At 35.0% G+C, this 24,947-nt stretch carries 32 protein-coding genes; 13 read left to right on the top strand and 19 right to left on the bottom strand.

Features of this window, described 5'->3' with window-relative positions; genetic code table 11:
* Positions 1–88 precede the first annotated feature (88 nt).
* From der to AAGD79_RS00465, 5 genes are all read left to right on the top strand, one after another.
* Positions 89–1,414 carry a ribosome biogenesis GTPase Der gene (gene der / locus AAGD79_RS00485; protein ID WP_010963041.1) on the top strand — a complete coding sequence of 442 codons (1,326 nt, stop codon included), beginning with the start codon at positions 89–91 and terminating at the stop codon, positions 1,412–1,414.
* Positions 1,411–1,932 (top strand): disulfide bond formation protein B, encoded by a 522-nt coding sequence (locus AAGD79_RS00480; protein ID WP_015589379.1) that lies wholly within the window; start codon positions 1,411–1,413, stop codon positions 1,930–1,932. Before der ends, AAGD79_RS00480 begins: the two co-directional genes overlap by 4 nt.
* Positions 1,907–2,449, top strand: a complete 543-nt coding sequence (locus tag AAGD79_RS00475; protein WP_006279362.1) for a demethoxyubiquinone hydroxylase family protein — start codon at positions 1,907–1,909, stop codon at positions 2,447–2,449. The genes AAGD79_RS00480 and AAGD79_RS00475 overlap by 26 nt, the downstream gene beginning before the upstream one ends.
* Positions 2,450–3,029: 580 nt before the next feature.
* Positions 3,030–4,010 (top strand): phospho-N-acetylmuramoyl-pentapeptide-transferase, encoded by a 981-nt coding sequence (gene mraY, locus AAGD79_RS00470; RefSeq protein WP_151807633.1) that lies wholly within the window; start codon positions 3,030–3,032, stop codon positions 4,008–4,010.
* A 6-nt stretch (positions 4,011–4,016) separates the two neighbouring features.
* Positions 4,017–4,613, top strand: a complete 597-nt coding sequence (locus AAGD79_RS00465) for a ribonuclease HII (protein WP_015589381.1) — start codon at positions 4,017–4,019, stop codon at positions 4,611–4,613.
* A 3-nt stretch (positions 4,614–4,616) separates the two neighbouring features.
* Here the strand turns inward: AAGD79_RS00465 and virB9 are convergent, their stop codons facing one another.
* The 3 genes from virB9 to AAGD79_RS00450 form a co-directional block, all read right to left on the bottom strand.
* Positions 4,617–5,399, bottom strand: a complete 783-nt coding sequence (gene virB9, locus AAGD79_RS00460; protein WP_010082330.1) for a P-type conjugative transfer protein VirB9 — start codon at positions 5,397–5,399, stop codon at positions 4,617–4,619.
* Between the two features lie 185 nt (positions 5,400–5,584).
* A complete protein-coding gene (mlaD, locus tag AAGD79_RS00455) occupies positions 5,585–6,040 on the bottom strand; it encodes an outer membrane lipid asymmetry maintenance protein MlaD (protein ID WP_007548591.1) in 456 nt (151 codons plus the stop codon).
* A 2-nt stretch (positions 6,041–6,042) separates the two neighbouring features.
* On the bottom strand, positions 6,043–6,357 hold the full coding sequence (locus AAGD79_RS00450) for an NADH-ubiquinone oxidoreductase subunit NDUFA12 family protein (protein ID WP_007548590.1): 315 nt from the start codon (positions 6,355–6,357) through the stop codon (positions 6,043–6,045).
* 64 nt (positions 6,358–6,421) lie between these two features.
* Between AAGD79_RS00450 and AAGD79_RS00445 the strand changes: the two genes are divergently transcribed.
* The 3 genes from AAGD79_RS00445 to purF are packed head-to-tail and all read left to right on the top strand — an operon-like array spanning position 6,422 to position 10,456.
* A complete protein-coding gene (locus tag AAGD79_RS00445; RefSeq protein ID WP_341811403.1) occupies positions 6,422–7,888 on the top strand; it encodes a proton-conducting transporter membrane subunit in 1,467 nt (488 codons plus the stop codon).
* Between the two features lie 53 nt (positions 7,889–7,941).
* Complete coding sequence (rodA, locus tag AAGD79_RS00440) at positions 7,942–9,045, top strand: rod shape-determining protein RodA (RefSeq protein ID WP_341811402.1); 1,104 nt, start codon at positions 7,942–7,944, stop codon at positions 9,043–9,045.
* A gap of 25 nt (positions 9,046–9,070) precedes the next feature.
* Complete coding sequence (purF, locus tag AAGD79_RS00435) at positions 9,071–10,456, top strand: amidophosphoribosyltransferase (protein WP_265043424.1); 1,386 nt, start codon at positions 9,071–9,073, stop codon at positions 10,454–10,456.
* A gap of 19 nt (positions 10,457–10,475) precedes the next feature.
* On the opposite strand, the gene AAGD79_RS00430 is transcribed toward purF, so the two are convergent.
* The 5 genes from AAGD79_RS00430 to ruvA all read right to left on the bottom strand — a co-directional run bounded on the left by AAGD79_RS00430 (position 10,476) and on the right by ruvA (position 13,598).
* Positions 10,476–10,985: a DNA-3-methyladenine glycosylase gene (locus tag AAGD79_RS00430; protein ID WP_264339539.1), complete on the bottom strand. Its 510-nt coding sequence runs from the start codon at positions 10,983–10,985 to the stop codon at positions 10,476–10,478.
* 60 nt (positions 10,986–11,045) lie between these two features.
* Positions 11,046–11,501 (bottom strand): hypothetical protein, encoded by a 456-nt coding sequence (locus AAGD79_RS00425; protein WP_264705938.1) that lies wholly within the window; start codon positions 11,499–11,501, stop codon positions 11,046–11,048.
* Between the two features lie 35 nt (positions 11,502–11,536).
* A complete protein-coding gene (locus AAGD79_RS00420; RefSeq protein ID WP_341811401.1) occupies positions 11,537–11,962 on the bottom strand; it encodes a hypothetical protein in 426 nt (141 codons plus the stop codon).
* Between the two features lie 77 nt (positions 11,963–12,039).
* Positions 12,040–13,020 (bottom strand): Holliday junction branch migration DNA helicase RuvB, encoded by a 981-nt coding sequence (gene ruvB, locus AAGD79_RS00415; RefSeq protein WP_015589389.1) that lies wholly within the window; start codon positions 13,018–13,020, stop codon positions 12,040–12,042.
* Positions 13,017–13,598 (bottom strand): Holliday junction branch migration protein RuvA, encoded by a 582-nt coding sequence (ruvA, locus tag AAGD79_RS00410; RefSeq protein ID WP_265044033.1) that lies wholly within the window; start codon positions 13,596–13,598, stop codon positions 13,017–13,019. Before ruvA ends, ruvB begins: the two co-directional genes overlap by 4 nt.
* 571 nt (positions 13,599–14,169) lie before the next feature.
* On the opposite strand from ruvA, the gene AAGD79_RS00405 reads away from it, so the two are divergent.
* Positions 14,170–14,334 carry a hypothetical protein gene (locus tag AAGD79_RS00405; RefSeq protein ID WP_341811400.1) on the top strand — a complete coding sequence of 55 codons (165 nt, stop codon included), beginning with the start codon at positions 14,170–14,172 and terminating at the stop codon, positions 14,332–14,334.
* 157 nt (positions 14,335–14,491) lie between these two features.
* On the opposite strand, the gene AAGD79_RS00400 is transcribed toward AAGD79_RS00405, so the two are convergent.
* The 4 genes from AAGD79_RS00400 to rsfS form a co-directional block, all read right to left on the bottom strand.
* On the bottom strand, positions 14,492–15,325 hold the full coding sequence (locus AAGD79_RS00400; RefSeq protein ID WP_341811399.1) for a transposase family protein: 834 nt from the start codon (positions 15,323–15,325) through the stop codon (positions 14,492–14,494).
* A 164-nt stretch (positions 15,326–15,489) separates the two neighbouring features.
* The gene (gene tyrS / locus AAGD79_RS00395; protein WP_341811398.1) at positions 15,490–16,740 is read right to left on the bottom strand and encodes a tyrosine--tRNA ligase; all 1,251 of its coding nucleotides are present in this window, start codon (positions 16,738–16,740) and stop codon (positions 15,490–15,492) included.
* Position 16,741: 1 nt separating this feature from the next.
* Positions 16,742–16,981, bottom strand: coding sequence for a hypothetical protein (locus AAGD79_RS00390; RefSeq protein WP_265043432.1), 240 nt, complete (start codon positions 16,979–16,981; stop codon positions 16,742–16,744).
* The gene (gene rsfS, locus AAGD79_RS00385; RefSeq protein WP_006279567.1) at positions 16,972–17,289 is read right to left on the bottom strand and encodes a ribosome silencing factor; all 318 of its coding nucleotides are present in this window, start codon (positions 17,287–17,289) and stop codon (positions 16,972–16,974) included. Before rsfS ends, AAGD79_RS00390 begins: the two co-directional genes overlap by 10 nt.
* 179 nt (positions 17,290–17,468) lie before the next feature.
* Here rsfS and AAGD79_RS00380 point away from each other — a divergent pair, with 179 nt between their 5' ends.
* The 3 genes from AAGD79_RS00380 to AAGD79_RS00370 are packed head-to-tail and all read left to right on the top strand — an operon-like array spanning position 17,469 to position 19,331.
* Positions 17,469–18,086, top strand: a complete 618-nt coding sequence (locus tag AAGD79_RS00380; RefSeq protein WP_022626414.1) for an AAA family ATPase — start codon at positions 17,469–17,471, stop codon at positions 18,084–18,086.
* A 34-nt stretch (positions 18,087–18,120) separates the two neighbouring features.
* On the top strand, positions 18,121–18,567 hold the full coding sequence (locus AAGD79_RS00375; protein ID WP_007548581.1) for an RNA pyrophosphohydrolase: 447 nt from the start codon (positions 18,121–18,123) through the stop codon (positions 18,565–18,567).
* Positions 18,564–19,331, top strand: a complete 768-nt coding sequence (locus AAGD79_RS00370) for a TatD family hydrolase (protein ID WP_010082353.1) — start codon at positions 18,564–18,566, stop codon at positions 19,329–19,331. Before AAGD79_RS00375 ends, AAGD79_RS00370 begins: the two co-directional genes overlap by 4 nt.
* A 27-nt stretch (positions 19,332–19,358) precedes the next feature.
* Here the strand turns inward: AAGD79_RS00370 and mdh are convergent, their stop codons facing one another.
* Genes mdh through AAGD79_RS00335 form a run of 7 tightly spaced genes read right to left on the bottom strand, consistent with a single transcriptional unit; the run spans position 19,359 to position 23,194 of the window.
* On the bottom strand, positions 19,359–20,309 hold the full coding sequence (gene mdh / locus AAGD79_RS00365) for a malate dehydrogenase (protein WP_341811397.1): 951 nt from the start codon (positions 20,307–20,309) through the stop codon (positions 19,359–19,361).
* Positions 20,310–20,312: 3 nt separating this feature from the next.
* Complete coding sequence (locus AAGD79_RS00360; RefSeq protein ID WP_341811396.1) at positions 20,313–20,885, bottom strand: NADH-quinone oxidoreductase subunit C; 573 nt, start codon at positions 20,883–20,885, stop codon at positions 20,313–20,315.
* Complete coding sequence (locus AAGD79_RS00355; RefSeq protein ID WP_006279574.1) at positions 20,878–21,384, bottom strand: NuoB/complex I 20 kDa subunit family protein; 507 nt, start codon at positions 21,382–21,384, stop codon at positions 20,878–20,880. Before AAGD79_RS00355 ends, AAGD79_RS00360 begins: the two co-directional genes overlap by 8 nt.
* Positions 21,385–21,387: 3 nt before the next feature.
* Positions 21,388–21,741: an NADH-quinone oxidoreductase subunit A gene (locus AAGD79_RS00350; protein WP_006279576.1), complete on the bottom strand. Its 354-nt coding sequence runs from the start codon at positions 21,739–21,741 to the stop codon at positions 21,388–21,390.
* 18 nt (positions 21,742–21,759) lie between these two features.
* The gene (locus AAGD79_RS00345; protein WP_341811395.1) at positions 21,760–22,128 is read right to left on the bottom strand and encodes an HIT domain-containing protein; all 369 of its coding nucleotides are present in this window, start codon (positions 22,126–22,128) and stop codon (positions 21,760–21,762) included.
* A gap of 3 nt (positions 22,129–22,131) precedes the next feature.
* Positions 22,132–22,395, bottom strand: coding sequence for a hypothetical protein (locus tag AAGD79_RS00340; RefSeq protein WP_265043440.1), 264 nt, complete (start codon positions 22,393–22,395; stop codon positions 22,132–22,134).
* A gap of 16 nt (positions 22,396–22,411) precedes the next feature.
* The gene (locus tag AAGD79_RS00335; RefSeq protein ID WP_341811394.1) at positions 22,412–23,194 is read right to left on the bottom strand and encodes a hypothetical protein; all 783 of its coding nucleotides are present in this window, start codon (positions 23,192–23,194) and stop codon (positions 22,412–22,414) included.
* Positions 23,195–23,377: 183 nt separating this feature from the next.
* On the opposite strand from AAGD79_RS00335, the gene AAGD79_RS00330 reads away from it, so the two are divergent.
* Positions 23,378–24,907: a UDP-N-acetylmuramoyl-tripeptide--D-alanyl-D-alanine ligase gene (locus AAGD79_RS00330; protein ID WP_341811393.1), complete on the top strand. Its 1,530-nt coding sequence runs from the start codon at positions 23,378–23,380 to the stop codon at positions 24,905–24,907.
* Positions 24,908–24,947: the final 40 nt, after the last annotated feature.

The following is a 24,947-nucleotide window of genomic DNA, read 5'->3' as shown; positions in this document are numbered from 1 at the left end:
GTAGTATGCTTATATAATCTACGAAGTCAATAGTTAAATTGAAAAGTTTCGGTTATAATTTACTTCATATAGAACATGCCCTTGAATTATGCTAAAAATCGCCATAGTAGGCCTACCAAATGCTGGAAAATCGACCCTATTCAACAGATTAGTAGGAAGAAAAGCAGCAGTAGTGAGTAACATTCCAGGAGTGACAAGGGATAGGCGAGAGGGAATGGGGAGAATTAGCGATTTGGAGTTTAAAGTTATAGATACAGGAGGATGGAACGACCAAACTAATTTTTCACTACAAGTTATTGAACAAATCGAATTTTCTTTATCCAATTCAAACATAATTTTCTTTCTTGTTGATGCAAAAGTGCAAAATGAGCGAAATGAAGAGTTTGCAAAGTGGCTGAAGAGAAAAATAAATAAACCTGTAATACTAGTAGCAAATAAATGCGAGAGTCATAAATCCGAAAATGTTGATTATTTGCAGTTTTTTGATTTTCTTGGCCCGGTGTATATCTCTGCCGAGCATAATCTTGGCATGGTTGATCTTTATGATGCATTAGCTGGTGTTATTGAAAATTTTAACGAGAACACTGAGTTACCTAACAATGAACTGAGTAGGCTGAGGATCGCGATCATCGGCCGTCCGAATGTTGGAAAATCAACTTTTTTAAATGGTTTACTTGCAGAAAACAGACTAATAACAAGTTCAGAGCCAGGTACCACACGTGATTCTGTGGATATTACATATGATCATGATGGAGAGTTAATTACTCTAATTGACACTGCCGGAATCCGCAGAAAGGCGAATGTTGTAGATGGCTTAGAATCAAGATTTGTTGAGAAAAGCATGGAATCAATCAAGCGCTCTCATGTGGTAGTTTTAATGCTAGACTCCCTAGTTGGTATTGAGCAGCAGGATTTATCAATTGGTGAAGCTGCAATTAAGGGAGGGAAAGGGATTATTGTTGTTTTAAATAAGTGGGATTTAATAGGTAAGGATGACAGAAGCAGGTTAATAAAATTTGTCAAACAACAGGAAGTAACCAGGTTATTCTTGGAAGTGCCAACTATAACAATTTCTGCGTTAAAAGGCATGCGCTGCGGTGATGTGATAGATAAGTGTCTTGAAGTGAGTGAATCCTTGAACAAGAAGATCAGCACTGCAAAACTGAATAAGTGGCTCATAGATGCTGTAGGAAAACATTCTCACCCTCTTGTAAAAGGCAAAGCAGTTAAAATGAAGTATATCGCTCAAATTGGTACTAAACCTCCAGCTTTTTCTTTGATATGTAACATACCTGAAAGTGTTGATGAAAGTTACAAACGCTATTTAATTAACGATCTCAGAAAAAATTTCTTTGCAGACGGTGTGCCAGTTAGATTGCTTTTGAAAAAAAATAAAAATCCCTATGTAAAATGAATACTCTGCTTTATACTTTCAGGGATAATTTACTTAAAGTTATGTGTAATAATTCCAGAATTCCTGCAATCTTTCTGCTGTCGAGTGCCGCTGCTCTAATTTTTGCATATGTGCTAGAATATTTTTTCAACATGCTGCCATGCAAGTTATGTACATACGAGCGAATAGTTTACTATATCGCTGGATTACTTGCAGTAGCGTGCATGCTTAAAGACAACAAAATTCTAATCTATGCAATGTTTTGCAGCTACCTCATAGGTGCAGTAATATCTTTTTATCATATAGGTCTTGAACTCCACTTATTTCATGATGTTTTAGGTTGTACAGAGCAAGCAAGTGGTAACGTTAGTATAGAAGAGCTCAGAAATAATCTACTAAATCCTAATTACTCTCCATCTTGTGACAGACCTCATTACGTTCTAGGTGTTTCCTTAGCAACATGGAATCTAATTTATCTAATAGTAGCTCTGTTCGTATCAGGTAAGGTGTATTGTGGAGAAAGAAAGAAATCTAAATAATTTAAGGTACAGCAACAATCAGTTCTTGCAACAGGCAATTAGAGTAGATCACGCTGGAGAATATGGAGCTATTTGCATTTATTCTGGTCAAAAATTTATTCTTAAGAAATCTTCTATAATCAATGAAATAATTGAAATGGAAGAGCAGGAAAAAAAGCATTTTCACTATTTTAATGAGAAAATCAAAGAGCAAAAAGTTCGTCCTACTGTTTTGTTGCCTGTTTGGCGTGTTTTAGGAGTGTCGCTTGGCGTTGCAACTGCCATTATGGGCAAAAAAGCTGCTATGGCTTGCACTGCTGCAGTTGAAGAAGTTATCGGGGAGCACTACAAAGAGCAAGTTTCACATTTAGAAGATGGGGAATTAAGAGAAACGATAAGTAAATTTCGCGACGAGGAGTTAGAGCACAAAGATATTGCAATTCAGCACAATGCTGAAAGCGCATTTGGCTACAACATTTTATCATCATTCATAAAAACAGGCTGCAAAACTGCTATTTACTTGTCTAAGTTAATTTAACTAAGCAGCTTTCTTAAAGTGTTTTAAATGTTCTGATAACAACAGAAACCAGGAAGGAATTCAAGTGTAACAATTATTTTATAACTATATTTACATATCACCATTATTAATAAATAATTAGTATTTGTAAATTAAATACATCTAAAGTATAGACTGCAAAGGAGGCAAAAGTGCGTTTTAATTTAGAAGAGGGAAATGCTCTTATGTAATACCTGCCACAGGTTCACAACTGTACGAACATTCATTTTTGAAGGTAAATTGCACAGCAAATGGTGTCATTCCAGTCTGGAATCCAGAAATTTTGCTTATAACTGAGCTGATAAGCTAAAGGTAATTGTCTTACACTAAAACAAACGTTTTTAATTAAGTTGCATAGAACCAGTGTCTGGGCACTGGGATGACACCCCACTGGTGGTCCAAACTACAACGTTCGTACAGTTGTGGATTCCAGACTGGGATGACACCCTACTGATGGTCCCAAATCACAATGTTCGTACAGTTGTGGGTCAGGCTATAGGATGACAGAAGTTGACTTTATTAGCTATAGGTGGTATGACACTTAGTCAATTTAAGTAAGCAGATGATCTTAGCTACAAAAGTATTTTTTACCTCATTTGTTTTTGGGTTTATTCTTTTTCCCTATTTTATAAAGCTTCTAAAAAAAATAAGCAAAGATGGGCAACCAATTAGATCATGTGGACCAGAAAGTCATTTAATAACAAAAAAGAATGTACCACCTATGGGCGGAATAATAATACTGATTTCTTCTTTATTACCAATTTTACTCTGGGCTCAGTTAACACCAGAAATTTTGCTGCTGATATTGATAACTCTATTTTTTGCTCTACTTGGATTTATTGATGATTATTTAAAATTGAAGACAAATCACTATCGAGGTTTAAGTGCAAAAACCAAAATACTTATTCAGTTTATTGTTGCTCTGGTTGGTGTGTTTATACTTAAGCTATACTCTGCTGAATGTTTTACAAAAACGTCCCTATTTAAAGGAGTAATAATAGATTTTGGCTATCTATATGTTCCGTTTGCTGCGTTTGTAATTGTCGGCTCTTCTAATGCTGTGAATCTCACAGATGGTTTGGATGGCCTTGCTGCAACTCAAGTTATCACTTCCTTTGCTTTTTTGGGGCTAATTGCATATATAACTCAGGCAGATATGAATATTACTTTATTCTGCATTGCATTTATAGGAGCTATTCTAAGTTTCTTGTGGTTTAACACACATCCAGCAAAAATATTTATGGGTGATGTTGGTAGCTTGTCGGTAGGTGCGGCTTTAGGGTTAACTAGTGTCCTAATTAAAAGAGAAATGCTTTTTGCCATTATTGGAATAATCTTTGTAATAGAGACTCTATCTGTTATTATTCAGATATCATATTTTAAATATACAAAGTTTAAATATGGAGAAGGAAAAAGAGTTTTTCTTATGGCACCAATACATCATCACTTTGAGAAGAAGGGATGGTCAGAAAATGCAATCGTTATGAAATTTTGGATAATTTCTATTATCTGTTCAGTTTTTACTATAACTTTCTTATTATAAAAACCTATGAAATACCCAGACTTTACATTAGAAAATAAATTATCAGGAGTGATAGCAGGAGTGGATGAAGTTGGAAGAGGTCCGCTAGCTGGTCCAGTAATATCCGCAGCCGTAGTGTTTATTGATAGAAATACAATTATTGATGGAATCAACGACTCGAAAAAGTTGACTCCTCAATGTAGGCAAGTCCTATATGAAAAAATAATATCCGTTGCAAAATTTGGTATAGGAATGGCAAGCGTAGAAGAAATAAATTCATACAATATCTTGCAAGCAACAAAACTTTCAATGAAACGTGCGTTGATAGACTTGGACCTAGAATTAGATTATGTGCTAGTTGATGGTAATCAACCACCTGAAGTGAAATGGCAAGTGAAATCCATAGTAAATGGTGATAATTTGAGTACATCAATTGCAGCAGCTTCAATCGTTGCAAAAGTTACGAGAGATCGGCTTATGCAAGAATTGCACAATAAGCATCCTGAATATAATTGGTATAAAAATAAAGGATATGGGACAAAAGAGCACCTTAACGCTATTGGCCTTTATGGAATTACAGAACATCATAGAAAAAATTTTGCACCCATATCTCGGGCATTATAGCCTTTACCCTTTTTTGAAAGGTATGGTTTCATTAAATAGGCAAACTGTACTCGATCCATTCCTTAAGGTAAACACTGAACTTACCCTTTCGATTATCAGGTAGTTATCAACTGTACGGAAATTTACTAAAGACTCATATCCTGCAGAATCAACCATAAAAACTGCTGGAAAATCAGAGTTTATTTTATTGAATTGTAGATATGTAAATTTTCCGTCATCAAAAACCTTAATTGGTATTATTGACTGACTACCTTTGACGTGCGAGATGGAATAATTAAAATTTAATCCCTTCTTTACAACTTCAATATCATTGATATCAGGAATAATGGTATGACTAGCTTGTTCGAAGATATCACCGTTATTTGTTGTGTAAATCTCATCACTGCTAAATAGTGGATAAAGAAACCTTACTTCATATGCTAATCTTGGATCATCTAGTCCAGTTGCTTCTTCAGCATGAAGTTCAAAGTAATAAACTCTTTTATTGGTAATTATAGTTGCATTAGTATCGGCAATATCATCTATAGGCTTAATAAACAATCTATTACCTTGAGGAAGGAGTTGCCAACCAGTTGAATCACCCATTGAAAGGTTTTGTATTACCTCCCCTGGTTCAAACAATATACTGGACTGATAACCATAAAAACCCGTATACTTATGTATAGCTTGTGGGTTATAATTTATCACCTTTATGTGATTATCTCCAGCTATTGAACGTGGCTCCTGTTTTGCAAGTGCATCACTACCACAGAGGAACAACAGTACGGCAAACAGTAAACCAATCATAATATCAAAATAAATTAATTTTCATTTTATCATTGATAGACATGCACTGCAACTATTAAGGCACTTTCTATACTATAAACCCCAAAGCAAGCGGTAGAAAAGGCAAGAAATAAGGCAAACTCCTTAAATACTTTAGAACTACAGGAGGCTTTACCTGAACGGATATACTTGGAATCCTGCCATTTTCACTTTGTAAACATACCAAGAATTCTGTCCATTATTCCACCCATATTTGCTTCAGCTTGAGTATACTCTATTTTACCACCATGCAAGATTAGTTTAATATCTGATCCAGGTGATATATTAACAAATTTACTGCCAACAACTCCACTGCTAGTGATCAGAGCTGAACTATCAATGGGCAATTTTATGTCTTTGCTTATACACATATCGATTCGTGCTACGTAGGTAGCTTTGTCAAGTGATACACCAGTTATGCTTCCAACATCTACACCAGAGATCTTGACACTATCACCAACTCCTATACCGTTAGCGTTAGCAAAAAGACCATATATTTTATAGCAATCCTTATAGTTTTTCTTTATGTAAGATAGCTTATCAATAGCAAAGAAAATCAGAAAAATAGTAAAAATTAATACAAATAATCCAGCGGTTATTTCAAGTATATTTGACCTTCGCATCTTTAGTTATCAGGACTCCAGCTTTTATAGTAATTTTTCACTTTTTGGTTTGGATAGTATGCATCTTTTGTACCCGTTAAATTAGGAGTATGTTTTACTTTTCTTTTTTTATTATTAACTGGTACTACATTATCAGTATAGTGAAGCCATATATGCCATTCCGGAGGCACTGTTGTAGGCTCAGAAACACTGCTATACATAACCCACCTTTTTCCTTTACTTGATTCATAGTAAGAATTTCCATTTTCATCTCTTCCTACAAATTTATCTTCTCTTCGTAATAGGCGTTTTATTGCATTACAAATTTTAGATAACATAAGGGTATTAAAACAAAAAGTATTATATATACTAATACTTTAACGATATATTAACAACAATTTAATGCAATTACCAATCTTACAAGTTATTATCCCAATAATTGCATCAATGTTTTGCTTTCTTGCCAAGAAACACAAGGTATCTTGGTTTATTTCTTTTATTGCAACAACAATCACTCTTATCATTTCATCAATACTACTCATTAAAACATATAAAGGTGAAATTATAACTTATCACCTTGGAAATTGGGCTCCTCCGTATGGAATAGAGTTAAGAATCGACGTGTTAAATTCCTTAATTCTAACCCTAGTGAATTTTATAGCGCTGATTAGTGTGCTTTATAGCTTTTATATTAACGAAAAAGAGATTAGCAAAAACAAAATCACTGGTTTTTACTCTCTATTTCTACTGTGCTTAAGCGGACTGCTCGGGATTCTAGTAACAAACGACATATTTAACCTTTACGTTTTCTTGGAAATTTCATCTCTTTCTTCTTATGTATTAGTTTCAATGGGAAGGGATAAAAAAGCCTTGGTTGCAGCATTTGAATATCTAATTAGTGGAACAATAGGCGCAACATTTTATTTATTTGGCATCGGGCTCTTGTATTCAATGACTGGAACACTCAATATGTCTGACATGGCTGAAAGAATAGTTCCATTATACGATAACAACATCATAAAACTTGGCACATTGTTCATTTTTGTTGGTCTCTCAATTAAAATGGCACTGTTTCCATTAAGCAGGTGGCTGATTAATGCATATAGTGAGGCGCCAAGTTTCATTAGCATATTCTTTTCAGGCACAGTGACAAAAGTGATGATATATGTTTTCATTAGGATCTTCTATACTGTTTTCCATCAGAATTTCTTCTTATTTAAACCATCACTAAGCAACGTGATAATTATCCTCGCACTTTGCGCTGTTATATTTGGGTCAATATCTGCAATAACTGCAAAAGATATAAGAAGACTGCTTGCTAATTCTAGTGTCAGCCAAATTGGTTATATAATTTTAGCACTGAGTTTTAACTCAAAAACAGGTGTATTTGCAGCAATTCTTCACATAGTAAACCACAGCATAATAAAAACATCTTTATTCATGGCTGCAGGATGTATTTCTTACAAATTTGATACAACAAAAATAGAGAATTTATCGGGACTCAAGAAATCAATGCCTTATACAGCACTTGCGTTCACTCTATTCAGTTTAGCATTAATCGGTGTGCCTTTAACAAATGGCTTTGTAAGCAAGTGGTATATAATGAAAGCAATTATCGAATCTCATGCGTGGATTTCCCTTGTAATATTTGCTGCTGGCTCTTTCCTTGCATTGATATATATGTGGAAGATGGTAGAGAAAATGTATTTTGAAGATGATGCAACGTCACGCACTGGAATGACACCGGACAAAATTAATGATGTGCCATTTCCTATGCTTTTCTGTCTATTGTTTATGGCAGCTTTAACAATAGTGACTGGAATATATAGCACTCCAATTCGGTTAGTAGTTGAGAAGTTGGTTTTTTGATTTTTATCTTTGTTTCATATTTTACTATACTTTAAGGTTATAAGGTCTTTATTGTGGATAGGCTGAAGAAGATTCATTGGTTGTTAGTCATTAACGTGATAGCGCTGTTTTGCGTTGGCATTGTTGTTCAATACTCTTCTGCTGGAGGAAAGTGGGTGCCATTTGCGATTCACCAACTGGTCATATTTTCCTTCTTTTTCCTACTCGCTATAGCTATGTCATTCATAGAGCTAGATTTTTATTTGAAGCACGCCTACTTTTTTTATGTAGCAGCAGCGATTTCGCTATTAGCAGTAAATTTTTTTGGCTCACACATAATGGGTGCAACAAGGTGGATAAGAATTGGATCAATTAGTTTGCAACCATCAGAATTTGCAAAAGTAGGCTTAATACTTGCGCTTGCTCGCTATTTTGATAAGCAGAGTGTGTATAAAATGATGGAATTTAAAAGATTGCTTAAGGCACTTATAATTATTTTCTTACCCGTGTTCTTGGTGTTAAAGCAACCTAATTTAGGCACAGCTGTAATAATGTTACTTATAGGGATGTCAATTATATTCACAGCAATAATAAAAAGATCTCATTCGGTAATATGTGGAACTCTTGGCATTTTTGCAGTACCGGCTATCTGGCCTTTTTTACGTCCTTATCACAAGCAAAGGATATTGTCGTTTTTGGATTCATCAGTGGATCCACTTGGAATAGGTTATAATGCGCAGCAATCTCAAATAGCTATTGGTTCAGGAGGTTTGCTTGGTAAGGGCTTTGTTAACGGAAGTCAAACTCAACTTGGATTTTTGCCGGAAAAGCGTACAGATTTTGCTTTTGCAGTGCTGAGTGAGGAATGGGGCTTTTTAGGTAGCATGGCTTTAATTTTGCTTTATACCTCATTACTTGGCATAATTTTCTCTATCGCTTATAGGTCGAAAAATTATTTTTCTAAGTCGGTATCTATCGGCATTTTCGCCTTTTTTAGCGCTCATTTTTTTGTAAACATTGGAATGTCAATAGGCCTCTTACCTGTGATAGGCGACCCATTGCCATTTCTTTCCTATGGAGGAAGTACAACTGCTGCAAGCTTGATATGCATAGGATTATTGCTGGCAATAAAAGCAGATGAACAACAAAATGCTTGTATTTTACCTATGCTAAAGTAAAATTAAACTTTACTTAATAGTTTTTATGCTAGATGAAATGCGTGAGGAGTGTGGGGTATTTGGCATAAGTTGCAACCAAAGTGCTGCTTTTAACTCTATACTTGCTCTCCACGCTTTGCAGCATAGAGGTCAAGAGTCTTTTGGCGTAGTAACCAGTAACAACGATAAGCTGCACTCTTATCACTTTCAAGGTCAAGTGAGCAGCGTATTTGATGATATAGATGAAATAAAGAAATCCTTACCTGGAGATTGTGCAATAGGTCATGTTCGATACTCAACAAGTGGTAGTAAATTTGGAGTGCAGCCCATGTTTGGCAAAAGTGGCAAATTTGGGGATTTTGCCATAGCACATAATGGTAATTTAATTAATATTTCTCCGATACGCGAACAATTAATTAAACAAGAGTGTGTTTTTCAGTCAGATATTGACACAGAAGTAGTAGTACATCTGACAGCAAGCGGTGAAAAAGATAGCTTCTTAGAGAGTTTTATATATGCATTAAAGCAAATACAAGGTGCTTATTCTTTTGTGGCAATCAATCAAGAAGTAGTTATTGGAGTACGTGATCCATCTGGAATCAGGCCTCTTGTTTTAGGAAAGTTAAACGGTTCTTACGTTCTTGCATCTGAAACTTGTGCTCTTGATATAGTAAATGCAGAATTTGTTAGAGAAATAGAACCAGGCGAATTAGTTACCATCAGTTCGGATAGTAAGCTAGCCTCAATGTTTCCTTTCCCACAGCAAAAATCAAGTTTTTGTATTTTTGAATACGTTTATTTTTCAAGACCAGACAGCATAATGGAGAATAGGTCCATATATGATATAAGAAAAGAAATAGGAAGAATACTTGCAGAAGAGAGCCCACCAAAAAACAATATGGATATGGTTGTACCAATACCTGATTCTGGAATACCTGCAGCTATTGGATATGCAAAGCATTCAGGGTTACCTATGGAACTGGGAATAATTCGTAATCATTACATAGGAAGAACTTTTATACAACCAACCGCTGAAGTACGTAAAGTTAGAATAAAATTAAAATTCAATGCTAATAAGCACATTTTGAAAGGTAAAAACATAATTTTAATAGATGATAGTATAGTGCGTGGTAGTACGTTAACAAATATAATAGTTATGTTAAAGGATGCAGGAGTAAAAGAGATTCACCTCAAAATTTCAAGCCCACCAATTAAGCATTCTTGTTTTTATGGAATAGATACGCCAGAGTGCAAAGATTTAATTGCTGCAAATAAATCTGTAGAGGAAATTAAGGAAGTTATAGGAGTAGATAGCCTAGCCTTCTTGAGTATTGATGGACTATATCAGGCTGTTAAAGCAGAAAAGCGTAACAATGCTACACCACAATATTGTGATGCTTGTTTCACTGGTGATTATCCGATTGGCAAATAGTCTACGCAAGGTCTTAAGTTTAGAAAATCTTAAACCGCCAAAATTTCTCTTGGCCTTTACTAATTCCGATTCTCGGGGTGCAAATATAATCTGGTTTGAGGTAAGATTCATAAACACAAAATTCGTGGCTTATAGTAAGGTCCTGTTTGTTATGTTCTTTTGTAATATTTAATCTTTTACACAATATTCCTGGCCCACCTAAATTTGCCTCAAGCGGTTCAATGAGCTTTAATCCCCGTATTAACACTGCTGCTGGGAACCCTTCTGCTTCTGTTACAATATTTAAACAGTAATACATTCCATATATAAAGTACACATATGAAAACCCCGGCATACCAAACATTACTGAGGTTCGGTTAGTATAACCCTTAGCTGCATGACAAGCTGGGTCACTCATTCCTATATAGGCTTCAACTTCGGTTATTATTCCACTAAAGTTAGAAAATTTTAGCATCTTTCCTAGTAACTCCCCGGCTACAACCAAAGTTGGCCGCTCGTAGAAATTTCTTGGTAGTATTGTGTTGCTCATCATAAAAGTATAAGTTACTTGCAGATGCAAGCAACTTATACTGAATTTTCACTACTTTACCTATTTTGAAGCAGCAGGAGCTTGATGCTTTTGTGATGCGCCGCTCAAGTCTTCTACATTTGTTGAATGCTGCTCCAAAAATTTTACTTCTTCAGAGCTTTGTTGTAATTGTGTTTGTGGCAATTGTGATGCTAACACTTCATGTAAAGGCTTTGCTTCATATTGCCTTCCTACTTTTACTTCTTTATGTGCAGCTAATTGCTCCATAGTAACACCATTACCCTCAATAAGTTCTACGGAGCCATTATCATGAATATTAATTTTAATATTACATTCTTTTCCTTGAGCATTCCACTTTAAAGTCATTTGATATGACCCATTAGCTACTTCATAAATTCTTGTTCCATGTTCATCAACCCGGCAACGTAGCCCCCTTGCTTTACTTTGAGGTAGCAATAATGTAATTGCTTTCACGCCATATTGTTTACACAAATCGTTATTTAGAATGTCACTCATGCTTATTTCTTTTGTATTACTACCTATCGCAATTCTTACGGCAGGCTCAATAATATTATCTTCATTTTTGCTTTCTTTAAGTTTATAAATTCTATATCATTATTTTCTATATTTTTAGATATCTCTTCTTTAATTTGTTCAGCAATTTTGCCTATAATGTTCTTACCACCATATTTATTCTCATCCCGAGCAGTATATGTACATATACCATTACTATCCTTATGAATATAAGGTTTTGGTTTCTTTTTATTAGTGGTATTAGTAGAAGTGTTGTTCTGCATTATAAAGAACTCATTCCATTCTTCTGCATTATTAAGAGTGACGTATTTAGGTACGTTCTCATCTAGTGTTGATTTAGGTACATTTTTAGTATCCGAAATCGAATTATTATCAGAAGGACTGATATTTAGATTAGAAGAAGTTTCAATTAAAGATACAGTTTCAGTGCTATTAGTTAACATATATGCCTCCATTATTTTTAATATATAAATGTTAGCATATAGATACCACGCCAATTAGTCAATATAAATTATGATGTTTAATGTTGAAAGCTCAAATACTCCTTTGCTTGATCGGTTAGAACGCGCCCTCTTGGTGTGCGCTTTACAAAACTAATTTTGATTAAATAAGGTTCTACTGTTTCTTCAATATTGCCAACATCTTCGGATAGCGCAATAGATATGGTGTCAATTCCAACAGGGCCTGAAGTGTTGAATAAAAATCTTAGATAATTCATATCAAGTTTATTGAGTCCCATTTTATCTACACCCAATTTTAGTAATACAGAATCAGCGACTTCATAAGTAATTTTTTTATCATCTTTCACTTCAACAAAATCCCTTATTCTTCTGAGTAACCTCAAAGCAATTCTTGGAGTGCCGCGCGCACGGCAGGCAATTTCCCGCGCAGCACCCTCTTCAATTTCAGCAGAAAGAACTCTTGCGCCTCTTTTTATAATATCGACTAGCTCCTCAAAAGAATAAAACTCAAGGTGCAAAGGAATGCCAAAACGATCTCTCAGTGGCGCAGAAAGTAATCCAAGCCGTGTTGTTGCTCCAATTAGCGTAAATGGTGGTAGATCTATCCTTAAAGTGCGAGTAGATGGACCTTCACCTACTAATATGTCCAGGCAAAAATCTTCCATAGCAGTATATAAAACTTCTTCGATGCTGCGATTTAATCTATGAATTTCGTCGATAAATAGAACATCTTTTGCATTTAAAGTGGTAAGCACTGCGGCCAAATCTCCAGCTTTACTAAGTAAAGGACCAGAAGTTGCGCGAAAGCTAACTCTTAATTCTTTAGAAACAATTTGTGCTAAAGTTGTTTTGCCAAGCCCTGGAGGACCATATAATAAAACGTGATCTAAAGCTTCAGTTCTCGTCTGTGCAGCGTTTATAAACACTTTTAAATTTTGTATTAAGTCTTTTTGCCCGACAAAATCATCAAGTTGCTCAGGCCTGATGTTAATATTGCGCACATCTTCAGTATATTCTTTACCGCACGATATTGATTTCATAATGTTAAGAGCTCCTTAAGCGCTATGCGAATAATATCCTTAGTGTCCAGATTTGACGATTCGTCTTGTATTTTCTTTATCGTATCATAAGCTTTCATTTTTTCATATCCAAGATTGATCAATGCTGAAAGGGCATCTTCATTAATTGGATTAAAGTTATTGTTATTTATTTCTAGTTTACTCACTTTGCCACTCAATTCAGTGATGATTCGATTTATGAGTTTCAGGCCAAGTCCGCTCATCTTGAGTGCTACTTTATCTTCATTCATAATTGCCAAAAATAGCTGTTCTGGAGTTAATTTGCCCAAAATTGACATTGCAGTTTTATAGCTAACGCCGCTTACTTTAACTAGCAACCTCAAGCACTGCTGTTCTTCTTTGCTTATAAAACCATATAGCTGAGTAGTGTTTTCTCTGTTATTTGCATAGGTTTCGATAAGTAATTTGATTCTACTTCCAATTGCACAAGCACTTAAAGTTTTGGCTGAAAGATACACCATATAGCCAACATCATTCACGTTCAGGATTATGTGATCACTGCGCACTTCATCAACTATTCCGCTTAGATTTCCTATCATTTTTAGCACTGTATAGGGTTCAGTTTAAATACTCCTGGATCTTAGGTCAAGCAAACGAACATTATAACAGGGAAACGTGGCTAAAAAACCACTTGACAAACTCCGCCAGCCCCCTTATCATAAACACTGAAGCTATTTATTTATCTTCTCTGTACAGATTAAATGACAAAAAAACTCACGTATCTGGCGTCTCATGTTTAATTTTTTGCACTATGTGCACCTTATGTCTTATAAAATTTCTACCTACATAAGCTGAAACGCGCTTATAAAGCGTTTAAAACATAAAAAAAACGCCAACTTAAAAAATGGATAGTGAATAACTAGCTACCCTAGGGTTTCTTTTGCCTTTTTTTCTGTTTAGTAAATTTCTTAACGTTTATAATTTAGATTAGTTGCGGTTTAAAAGTAGCTGAATCGCGGTTATTAAGTGTTTAGAATAAAAAAACGCCATACTTGCAAGTATAATGTAAGTAATTAGCCAATCATGGGGCTTTTTTTGCCTTTTTTTTCGTTTGGTAAATTCCTTAATATTTATAGCTAAGAGAGCCCAAGAGAGGTGTCATTCCAGCGCGTGACGCTGGAATCCCAAAAAAAGGATGATGTCATCCCAGTGTCAAGCACTGGGATGACAAGAAGAGGGTACTTGGATAAGAGGCATAGCCCTCCTGGTAGGCCGAAATTGCAATGTCCGTACAGTTATGGATTCATTCGCGGTATAGATTCCGCTAATGAGTAGCGGAATGACGAATTTGTTGTTTTTCAAATTGTAGGTAAACCTAAGCCACTTTAGCTATATATAATAGAATTTCGCTTTCTACTATCTTTCCAGTTGTAGACCTGCTGCGAATCAAGCGATAAAAAAAGGAAAGGAGGATGACTAAAATCAAGATTAACTAAAAGGCGTGCTTAAGATTTACAATACCAGCAATAATATTAAATCTCAAGTTGTATTTCTTCTGAAAATTGCGGTAAACATGCGACATAATCTTAAATATCTTTATCTCACGGATCTTATTTGCTACTCTCATTCTGAACGATGCTAGTCTTCTATTATATTCCTTCTGTTCCAGGGTTAATGGCTTCTTACGATACTTCTTGTGTGGAATTACAACATTGCTTTGCAATTTTTGCCAACCTTGATATCCAGAATCGGCATATTTTATGCTGTTCATTGGTAAATATTTTTCTTGTTTCCTTATACGAAAATCATGAATTTTACCGCGATGTGACCTTGACACTGACAAAATTTTTCCATGCTCCTCAACAATAATTTCAGTTTTCATAGTGTTGGTTCTTTTTTTTCCTGAATATGATTTCTTCCGTTTTTTACTATCTTCTGGTCTCTGTATTTGCTGTTCTGTAACATCAGCCAGAATCTTTAGTATTTTTTCTGGTGTCATACTTCTATCTTTTGTTATAGTAACTTTTTTGGCAAGTAATGGCTCTATTTTCTTCAGTAACCTACATACATTTGCGTTGTGCACATTGAACAGGCACCCTAAAAATCTATGTGTTATGTAAGTGCGATAGTACAAAATTACGCAAAATAACTTATCTTCCAGAGTTGGTAGTTGTGATCTTCTGCCATGGCACTTTTTCTGTTTTTCAAGTTTTTCCCACTCAGACCTCACTTTTTCCACCACCTTTTCGAACTCCTCTATAGTTAAACCTGTTATATTACGAAAGTTTCTTGGGTGTTTCTTTATGTTATAGTAATTAAAGCTCATTTTTTTACCTTACTCAATCTGCTTATTCTTCTTTTACCTCTCTCACATCATTTTGTCATCACCTTTTGCAGCGGGTCTTGTTTTATACATAATTCTCGAATTTTGAAAATTTGCTCCATATCTAATTTCTCACTTGTATAAAATTTGTTTTCTTACTTCGAGACCTAATCTACCACAACTTTAATATGGCGCTTCTTTCCTGCAGATAATTTTATAAATGACTGACCTTTGAAGCTCTCGGAATTTATTATATAATTAACGTTGTTTATAATATTATCATTAACTTTGCATCCATTGCCCTGTATTAAACGCTTTGCAGCGCCTTTTGAAGGTTCAAAATCGGTGTCATGTAGTAGGTCTACTAAGGATATGCCGCTTGCAACTTGTTCTTTTTTTATGATGTAATCAGGAAGTAGTGAGCTATCTTCATTCTCAAAAGCAGAAATTGCAGCAAATTGTGCAAGTTCCGCTTCTTTGTCACCATGACATATTTTTGTCACTTCTGTTGCCAAGACCTTTTTTGCTTCATTTATTTCTTGATCCTTTAAAGACTCTAATTTTCTAATCTCATCAATTGGCACATCAGTGAGCAATCTTAAAAAACGTCCAACATCTTGATCATCAACGTTGCGAAAATATTGCCAGTAGTCGTAAGGCTTTAGCATATTATCATCAAGCCACACTGCTCCACTTTCAGTTTTGCCCATTTTTTTTCCTTGTGCATTTAATAAAAGAGGCATGGTAAGGCCAAATAGCTCAGGTAAATTCAACTTTTTTCCAAGTTCAATTCCGTTTACTATATTTCCCCACTGGTCTGACCCTCCAATCTGCAGACGACAATCATATTTTTTGTTTAATTCAATAAAGTCGTAAGCTTGCAATAGCATGTAATTAAATTCCAGAAAGCTTAAGGTTTGCTCTCTATCCAGCCTGGTTTTCACACTATCAAAACTTAGCATACGATTTACAGAAAAATAAGCTCCTATATCACGCAAAAAATCTATGTATTTTATGTTATCCAACCAATCTGCGTTATTTACTATCATTGCACCAGTCTTGCTGTCATTAAAAGACACCATTTTCTCTAATATTCTCCTTATACTGGATGTATTTTGATTGATGTTCTCTACAGGCAAGATGCTTCTTGCTTTATCTTTGAAGGATGGGTCACCAATTTTTGTTGTGCCACCTCCAAGTAAGACTATCGGCTTATAACCAAATTTTTGTAGGTGACAGAGCATCATAATCTGAATTAGGTGACCAGCATGAAGACTTGGTGCTGTGCAATCAAACCCAATGTATGCAACTATATAATTGCTCTGCAATAATAATTGATCTAGTCCTTCAATGTTTGTGCATTGGTATAGGTACCCTCTTTCTTGGATGAAATTTAAAAATTCAGATGCGTGTTTCATTTTATAAACCCCAGTCTATCCTGTCATTAATGCCGAAGGTAACCCTAATAGAGAAGCCAGCGCCCAGACACTGGAACTTAATTATAAACAAGCACACTATACAACGTTTTCGATGAAATTGCATGAAAAACTGGATTCCAGTGTCAGCTACTTTCATGACACCACTACCTGTGCAGGAGTTGCCTTCAAAATTACAACGTTTGTGCAGTTGTGCACCAGCTATCCAGGCAATCAGTTCCATAACTCTTCTATTTTATAATACTCCCTTACTTCCGGCCTGAATATGTGAACCATTATGCCTTGAAAATTCAAAACTACCCAATTGCCTTCATCCATACCTTCTACATCTATTTTATCATGTGGCTTGAGGCTTTTTATTACGTGCTCAGCTAAAGCTTTAACGTGACGGCTTGAATCACCAGATGCAATAATCATATATTTTGCAATAACGGTTTTATTCTGCACATCAAAAGTTACTATATCATGACCTTTATTTTGATCTATTATCTCTTCAATTGTACTTCTTATCGATTCCATATCGCTAAGCATTGTTTACAGGTTATATGATTCATTTATAATTATATACTCAAAATTTCTAAATATGAACTATTTTCAACGCAACTACTTGTTAAAGGTATTACCTGCATCTATTTTATCATCATGTTTTTAGCATGTACAATGTATATACTTTTTATATAATTGAAAATAGCTTTTTACTAGTATTCATTATGGGCAAGACTCTCATCTACTTAATCGGCTTTCCAGGCAGTGGTAAGTTTACTACTGCAAAGGAACTGTGTAAAATCATTGGTGCAGTAATAGTAAGCAATAATCTATTCAATAATATTATATTTGATATTGTTAAATTACAAAACGCTGAAGTTCCAGATGACCTATGGGAAAAAATTTTTGCAGTTAGGGAAAATGTATTAGCAATACTGGAAAAACACTACGTAAAATCAAAACATTATATATTTACAAATGAATTGATAGAGGGTGATCCCTATGACCAAAGATTATATAACTCAGTGGTAAATTTAAGTAAAAAAATGGACATGGAAATTTTTTCTGTAGTATTACATTGTAATAATGAAAAACTAGTAAGACGTGTCCAATCAGAAGAGAGATATCAGGAAAATAAAATTACTGATCCGGATTTTGCTATAAAGAAAATTGAAGGGAAAAGGCTATTTATACCTGAGGGTTCGCTTGAAATTGATAACTCGAACTTGAGTGCAAAGGAAGTTGCAAAGAAAATTGTTGAAGAGATGAAGAAAGAAAAAAATGGAAAATTAATTAAAACTTCTGTAACAAATCATTTAAAAACAGAGCGTACTCGTGGTTGAGCAGAAAGATAAGTACCGTCCTTGTGTTGGCATAATGCTATTTAACAGACAAGGACATGCCTTTATTGGAAAACGCTTTGATAGCGATTCTTACTGGCAGATGCCACAAGGAGGTGTTGATGATGGTGAGGAACTGGAACAAGCAGCGTTACGTGAGTTGCTAGAGGAGGTTGGTACTAATAAAGTAAAGGTTATAACTAAAAGCAAGGATTGGATATACTACAACTTGCCTGAAGAAGTTATACCAATATGCTGGAATGGAAAATATTCTGGTCAAAAGCAAAGGTGGTTCTTAATGAAGTTTTGCGGAGAGGATGAGGACATTGATATTAATTATACTGGTCATCCAGAGTTCAAAGAGTGGCGTTGGCAAGGTATAGATAGTTTAGTAGCCAGTGCTATATCATTTAAAAAAGAAGTTTATAAAACAGTGATAGAAGAGTTTTCTTCTATAATAAAAGCCTCAACAATAAGCTCATGATAGTAGATTCTCATTGCCACTTGATTTATTTTTCTGACGATGAAATACCAAAAGTAATTTCAAGGGCAGAGCAAAATGGTGTAAAGGTTTTGCATAACATATGCGTAAGCATTGACGATGTTCCTAAGTTATTAAAAATTTCTTCATCCTATGATCAGGTCTACTCCTCTGTTGGTATACATCCGCTTGATGCTGCTATAGAAAACGGTGAGTGTATACATGTTGATGAATTAGTTGAATTTACCAAGAACCAAAAGGTAATTAGTATCGGTGAAACCGGGTTAGATTTTTATAAATCTGACAACAAAGACAATCAGAAAAAAAGTTTTGCATTACATATAGAAGCGTCAAGAATAACTGGACTACCTTTAGTTATTCACACAAGAAGCGCTGATAATGAGATGATCGATATGTTAAGGTCAGAAATGAAAGCCGGTGCTTTTAGTGGAGTAATGCACTGCTTTGCTTCCTCTAAAGAACTTGCTTATCAATCTATAGATTTGGGGTTATATATTTCATTTTCTGGAATTATTACTTTTAAAAATGCGAGCTTACTCAGAGAAATTGCACAAAATGTACCACGCGAGCGTGTTTTAGTCGAAACTGATGCACCATATCTATCACCTGAGCCTTATAGGGGAAAAAAGAATGAACCAGCAATGGTGAAATACGTTGTTGATTGTTTGGCAGAGTTGTGGAATGAGTCACCAGAACAAGTAGCGAAGGTAACCACAAGCAACTTTTTTAGGCTGTTTGAGCTATAAAGAAGCTCTATAAAACCATTAATTTGCTTATGAACCTAAAGATTTCACCAGCTCTCTCACCGAGTTTACAGACTTATTAAACATTTCTTGTTCACTATCATTCATTTTAACTTCTAGGATCTTTTCAATTCCGTTTTTTCCAATAATTACAGGAACACCAATAAACAACTCTTCTACACCATATTCACCATTAAGGTAAGCAGCACATGGTAATATGCGCCTCTTATCTTTTAAATATGATTCTAACATGCATATAGCTGAAGATGCAGGAGCGTAGTATGCAGATCCAGACTTAAGCAGATCAACTATTTCTTTACCGCCATTGCGAGTGCGTTCAACTATTTCATCGACTTTTTTCTGTGTGATAAGACCCATATCGATAATTTGAGTAAGTGGAACTCCAGCAACTGAAGCACAATTGATTAGTGGTACCATAGTGTCGCCATGTCCTCCAAGCACAAAAGCAGATATATCTTCAACTGAGATATTTAACTCACTTGCAAGAAAGTAACGAAAACGGGAAGAATCAAGCACTCCTGCCATGCCAACAATCATATTAGTTGGAAGGTTTGAAAATTTATGCACCACTGAAACCATGGCATCCAAAGGGTTGGTAACCACTATTACAAACGCGTTTGGAGAATATTTTTTAACATTTTCGCCAACCTCCTTCATTACTTTAGCATTGGTTTGCAGGAGGTCATCCCTGCTCATTCCAGGTTTTCTAGCGATGCCAGCGGTTATTATAATTGCATCGGAGTTTTTTATATCTTCATACCTATTTGTGCCAGTAATATTGACATTAAATCCATCAATAGGGGATGATTCTTCTATGTCGAGTGTTTTACCTTGTGGTATTCCATCACTAATATCAAGTAAAACAACATCACCGAGTTCCCTTAGTGCAATCATATGGGTGAGAGTTCCACCGATATTTCCTGCACCGATTAAAGATATTTTTTTTCTTTGTACTGTCATTTTCTACTCCTTTGTATTTACTTTTATGGTTTTACCTTCCCAAGGCGATAAGCTATCAAACATACGAAAATCTTGCGGTAAATCTATAGGATTATACACAACCTTTTTTGTCTCTATATCATATCTTACTTCCTCATAACCAGTGAGAGGGAAATCTTTTAACATTGGATGACCTTTGAATCCATATTCTGTTAGAATCCTACGCAAATCAGGGTGATCAGAAAACTCTATTCCATACATATCAAACACTTCACGCTCAAACCACAAAGCCGTACTAAATATCTTCGCTACACTTGGAGGCATGTCGCTTTCACATAACTGAAGCTTTATGTGTACTCTAATATTATGCACAATGCTGAGCAGATTGTATATTAGCTCGAAACGCTTCTCTCTATTTGGATAGTCAACCCCAAAAATATCAACTAATAGTTCAAACCTACACTTTTCATCATCACGTAGAAAGAATAGGTGCTTTTCAATTTCATCTAAAGTTGAATATATTATAATAATGCCATCATCTTTTTGAATGCACTCGCATTTGGTCTTTTTTTGTATATACTTTGCAGTTTTATCCATTCCGAGTCCGTTTTATTTTGTTTTGTAGGCATAGCATTCCATATAGCAACGCCTCAGCGGTTGGTGGGCATCCAGGGACATACACGTCAACTGGCACAATTCTATCACAGCCTCGGACTACTGAATAAGAGTAATGGTAATAACCACCACCATTTGCACAACTTCCCATGGAAATAACATACTTCGGGTCTGCCATTTGATCATAAACCTTGCGCAATGCTGCTGCCATTTTATTAGTTAGTGTGCCAGCAACAATCATCACATCTGATTGACGTGGGCTTGCACGAAACATTATACCATATCTATCAAGATCATAACGGCTGGATGCAGTATGCATCATCTCAACTGCGCAACATGCAAGACCAAATGTCATTGGCCACAATGAACCAGACCTTGCCCAATTCATTACATAATCTGTTAAATCACCAAATTTAGTGACAAGAAACCCTTCTTTTTTATAACGACCCCAGTCATCATTAGATAGAATTTGATTTGTCATAAACTACTCCCACTCTAATGCACCTTTACACCATTCATAGATAAAACCTATAGTGAGTATTGCAAGAAATACCATCATAGACCAAAATCCACCATAGCTTATCTTAGATAAAGAAACAGCCCAAGGAAAAAGAAAAGCAATTTCTAAGTCAAATATTATAAATAATATTGAAACTAGATAAAATTTAATGTCAAAATTTTTTCTTGCACTGGATAGTGGATTGAAGCCACACTCATATGTGGAAAGCTTTTCACCATCTGGCTTACTCACTGCAAGAAACATAGGCAATATACCTAAAGCAAAAGATACTACAATTGATACGCAGATAAAGATTACTATGGTTAAATATTCGCTCATTTAACAAAACATATAACACTATGAGTTTACATGCTTTCCTAATTTTTTACCACCTAAAATATGCACGTGAAAGTGTGGTACAACCTGCTCTCCATTTTCACCGTAGTTAGTGACTAATCTATATCCTGTTTTTTCTAGATTATATTTGTGTGCTATCTCTCTTACAGTTTTGAAGAAATCCGCTATTTCCTCTTCAGGAGCTTTTAGAATGAAATCATCATATGAAATATATTGATTTTTTGGTATAACTAAAATATGAACTGGTGCGTCAGGGTACTTATCATGAAAAGCTAGTACATTTTCATTTTCATGTACCTTCTCACAAGGTAACTCATCTCTTAATATTTGAGCAAAGATGTTATTGCTATCATAAACTTCATTGCTCATATTTTAAGAGCGACCTTTCCCTCTTCCTTCGTTTTTTTCTACATTAGGTGTAGATAGTGGTTTTATCGTTTCACCAGAAGCATCTTCAAGATTTAAAGAGCTTACAAGTTCCCTTACTTGTTCTTTTACCATGTCCTGCTGTTCTTTCAAAGAGGTTTCTATTCCACTTACCCTTTTTCCAGTAATAACTCCTGGTTGTAAGTGATACATATCCCCAGGAACAGTTAGACTATGATGTCTTTCCTCTATTTTTTTAGCTTCACTCATAATACTCCCCTATAACTTATTTTTGCATTCCACAACTTTGCGACTTACCTGCTTTTATAGCTTCTTGCGCCCATTTTTTCTCACCTGAAGCTATAGTTTCTGAAGGCTGACCAACATCAGACTTCACAACTTTGTCTGATGACTGCTTTTGATCATCATATTCCTTATACAATTTTTCTGCAATACCATACAGCAATTTTAAGTCTGTGTGAACTTTAAATTCTCCGCCAGTAATTTTTGCTAGCTTTTTAAGGTTGCCACCAACTCCTTCAGCTCCTTCAGCAATTTTTTCAAGAGCAAGCTCTTTTATTCTTTTCTCATCAATTCCTGGATTGTTCTTTTTGATGTCTTCAATTATTTTTTTAACATCAACTTCAATTACAACTTTGTTTTCTTCTTTAAAGATAGTTACATTTGGCAGGTTTTGCTTTATTTCACCTAATCGTTCTGGCGTCAAATAGGGTATATCCCCTGTCAGAGTCCTTGATGCTAAAAAAGTTACCTTTCCTGTTCCTTTCTTTTGCTCCATTATTTGGACACCAAGATCCTCACTAGCTTGTGTGGTTTCTATAGGTGGATCATATTCTTCAAGTGGGTTGCCAATAATAGAACGTCCGCCATTTTTTATGTCGTGCCGCATTTCATCCCAGGACTTAAACCAACTCTTTGGCCATATAGGGTACACTGCACCCTTGACTAGAACTTTTACACCTCTACCCAGAAAACTTCCTACTCCCGAAGCTGCATTACCAACTTTAGCTAGTATAGAAGTAGATTTTTCATTTTTTCCTGTGAACATACATACCTCCAAGGTACTTTCTACAACTAAATACATTTTAATTATAGACGAAAAAATTTAAACTTCTATATTCATTATAAGATAGAATTATAGGGATTGCAACCATTATTTGCACATTGTCTAAAACATGTAGTATTTTCGCTACTTTTATTGTTCAATTTATTATAAAGAATACTCTAAATTATGTTTAAATGGAACACAAATAATATCATTGATGCAACTGGCGGAAGAGACGTAAATGGTTGTAATTGGATACATAGCTCAAATATTTCAACGGACACAAGAAGCATAAAAAAAGGTGATTTATTTATTGCCCTCAAGGGAAAGAATTTTGATGGCCATAATTTTTTGCATGAAGCGTTTTTAAAAGGGGCTGTCGCTGCAATAGTGAGTGAGGGTAAATATAAAAGTTTCCCTCTCATGATTGTACAAGATACCCTGAAAGCTTTGCACGATATGGCATCATACTACATTAGAAATGTTCTTATTGATGCTAAAGTTATTGCAGTTACAGGCAGTGTCGGGAAAACCACTACAAAGGATATGCTGCATACTGTTTTATCGCAATATGGAGTGTCCCATGCAAACGAAGGTAACTTAAATAATAATATAGGATTGCCTTTGACAATTCTGAAAGCTCCAAAAAACTGCCAGTACTTAATTCTTGAAATGGGAATGAATAAAGCTGGTGAAATAAAAGAATTATCAAAAATTAGTAATCCGAATATTGCAGTTATTACCAACATCGAACCTGCACATACTGAAAATTTTTCATCACTATTTGACGTTGCACAAGCGAAGTTAGAAATTCTGTATGGTATGAAAAATAACGGTACTTTGGTTTTAAGCAGAGATAATAAATATTATGATTATCTCTCATCACACGCCAATAGAAATGTAATAAGCTTCGGTAAAGATAAAAATGCTGAAGTTTGTTTACTAAACTTAATAAGAAACGATGAATCTTCTGTCATTTCAGCACTATCTTCTGTCATCCCAGTGCTTGACTACTTGGATCCAGGAAGTTCAATTGCAAATGAGCATATCAGACGGTTGTATAATAAAGACTGGATTCCAGCGTCACGCGCTGGAATGACATCAAACCGAGTTGCTAATAGATTAAGTTTAAAAATCAGGCTGAGTGATAATCAAATTATAAACTGTAATTTACGTGTACAAGGTGAGCATTTTGCTTATTCGCTACTTGCTGTTGCAGCAGTTGTGCAAAGCCTCGGACTTGATTTATCAAAATTACCACTTGCACTTAAGAATTTTAGTGTAGCGAAAGGTAGAGGCGATATTCATAAGGTCAAATGCAATAAAAAATATATACATTTAATTGATGACTCCTATAACGCCAGCCCTGCTTCGATGAAAACTGCAATAAAAACTTTGAGTACATATTCTAATCAGAGAAAAGTAGCTTTGCTTGGTGATATGTTGGAACTTGGTGATGAAAGCATAGAGTTTCATACAGATTTGGTTAAGATTATCACAGAAAATAATATAGATAAAGTTTATACAGTTGGTAAATTTATGTTAGAATTGCATGAGCTTTTGCCAGATAATATAAGAGGCACGCATTTTAATGATTCTAATCAATTGAAAAGTGATTTAGCTAACATTATTCAGAATAATGACGCAATTCTAGTTAAAGGCTCACGAGGAATGAAAATGGATCTTATTGTACGGGAATTCGTAATAAAATATTAAGCGAAATCATTGTATTAATTTACAGTAACAAATTATTAGG

The organism is Wolbachia endosymbiont (group A) of Oxytorus armatus (genome assembly GCF_964027005.1).
In the GTDB taxonomy this organism is placed as follows: Bacteria; Pseudomonadota; Alphaproteobacteria; order Rickettsiales; family Anaplasmataceae; genus Wolbachia; species Wolbachia pipientis.
The sequence above is the reverse complement of the archived record's forward strand: the minus strand, read 5'-3'. Positions and strand labels throughout refer to the sequence as shown.

Bases quoted from the DNA above. Each gene is read 5' to 3' on its own strand.
- mdh (WP_341811397.1), bottom strand. From the start codon at position 20,309: ATGACAGTACAAAGAAAAAAAATATCTTTAATCGGTGCAGGAAATATC.
- purF (WP_265043424.1), top strand. From the start codon at position 9,071: ATGCTAGATGAAATGCGTGAGGAGTGTGGGGTATTTGGCATAAGTTGC.
- AAGD79_RS00390 (WP_265043432.1), bottom strand. From the start codon at position 16,981: ATGGAACTGATTGCCTGGATAGCTGGTGCACAACTGCACAAACGTTGT.
- AAGD79_RS00335 (WP_341811394.1), bottom strand. From the start codon at position 23,194: ATGTTCACAGGAAAAAATGAAAAATCTACTTCTATACTAGCTAAAGTT.
- AAGD79_RS00375 (WP_007548581.1), top strand. From the start codon at position 18,121: ATGCTATTTAACAGACAAGGACATGCCTTTATTGGAAAACGCTTTGAT.
- AAGD79_RS00430 (WP_264339539.1), bottom strand. From the start codon at position 10,985: ATGAGCAACACAATACTACCAAGAAATTTCTACGAGCGGCCAACTTTG.
- AAGD79_RS00445 (WP_341811403.1), top strand. From the start codon at position 6,422: ATGCAATTACCAATCTTACAAGTTATTATCCCAATAATTGCATCAATG.
- mraY (WP_151807633.1), top strand. From the start codon at position 3,030: ATGATCTTAGCTACAAAAGTATTTTTTACCTCATTTGTTTTTGGGTTT.
- AAGD79_RS00340 (WP_265043440.1), bottom strand. From the start codon at position 22,395: ATGAGTGAAGCTAAAAAAATAGAGGAAAGACATCATAGTCTAACTGTT.
- ruvB (WP_015589389.1), bottom strand. From the start codon at position 13,020: ATGAAATCAATATCGTGCGGTAAAGAATATACTGAAGATGTGCGCAAT.
- AAGD79_RS00380 (WP_022626414.1), top strand. From the start codon at position 17,469: ATGGGCAAGACTCTCATCTACTTAATCGGCTTTCCAGGCAGTGGTAAG.
- der (WP_010963041.1), top strand. From the start codon at position 89: ATGCTAAAAATCGCCATAGTAGGCCTACCAAATGCTGGAAAATCGACC.
- tyrS (WP_341811398.1), bottom strand. From the start codon at position 16,740: ATGAAACACGCATCTGAATTTTTAAATTTCATCCAAGAAAGAGGGTAC.
- AAGD79_RS00355 (WP_006279574.1), bottom strand. From the start codon at position 21,384: ATGACAAATCAAATTCTATCTAATGATGACTGGGGTCGTTATAAAAAA.
- AAGD79_RS00420 (WP_341811401.1), bottom strand. From the start codon at position 11,962: ATGTTAACTAATAGCACTGAAACTGTATCTTTAATTGAAACTTCTTCT.
- mlaD (WP_007548591.1), bottom strand. From the start codon at position 6,040: ATGCGAAGGTCAAATATACTTGAAATAACCGCTGGATTATTTGTATTA.
- AAGD79_RS00425 (WP_264705938.1), bottom strand. From the start codon at position 11,501: ATGAGTGACATTCTAAATAACGATTTGTGTAAACAATATGGCGTGAAA.
- AAGD79_RS00330 (WP_341811393.1), top strand. From the start codon at position 23,378: ATGTTTAAATGGAACACAAATAATATCATTGATGCAACTGGCGGAAGA.
- AAGD79_RS00450 (WP_007548590.1), bottom strand. From the start codon at position 6,357: ATGTTATCTAAAATTTGTAATGCAATAAAACGCCTATTACGAAGAGAA.
- AAGD79_RS00465 (WP_015589381.1), top strand. From the start codon at position 4,017: ATGAAATACCCAGACTTTACATTAGAAAATAAATTATCAGGAGTGATA.
- AAGD79_RS00360 (WP_341811396.1), bottom strand. From the start codon at position 20,885: ATGGATAAAACTGCAAAGTATATACAAAAAAAGACCAAATGCGAGTGC.
- AAGD79_RS00350 (WP_006279576.1), bottom strand. From the start codon at position 21,741: ATGAGCGAATATTTAACCATAGTAATCTTTATCTGCGTATCAATTGTA.
- AAGD79_RS00400 (WP_341811399.1), bottom strand. From the start codon at position 15,325: ATGAGCTTTAATTACTATAACATAAAGAAACACCCAAGAAACTTTCGT.
- AAGD79_RS00370 (WP_010082353.1), top strand. From the start codon at position 18,564: ATGATAGTAGATTCTCATTGCCACTTGATTTATTTTTCTGACGATGAA.
- rsfS (WP_006279567.1), bottom strand. From the start codon at position 17,289: ATGCTTAGCGATATGGAATCGATAAGAAGTACAATTGAAGAGATAATA.
- ruvA (WP_265044033.1), bottom strand. From the start codon at position 13,598: ATGATAGGAAATCTAAGCGGAATAGTTGATGAAGTGCGCAGTGATCAC.
- AAGD79_RS00345 (WP_341811395.1), bottom strand. From the start codon at position 22,128: ATGAGCAATGAAGTTTATGATAGCAATAACATCTTTGCTCAAATATTA.
- virB9 (WP_010082330.1), bottom strand. From the start codon at position 5,399: ATGATTGGTTTACTGTTTGCCGTACTGTTGTTCCTCTGTGGTAGTGAT.
- AAGD79_RS00480 (WP_015589379.1), top strand. From the start codon at position 1,411: ATGAATACTCTGCTTTATACTTTCAGGGATAATTTACTTAAAGTTATG.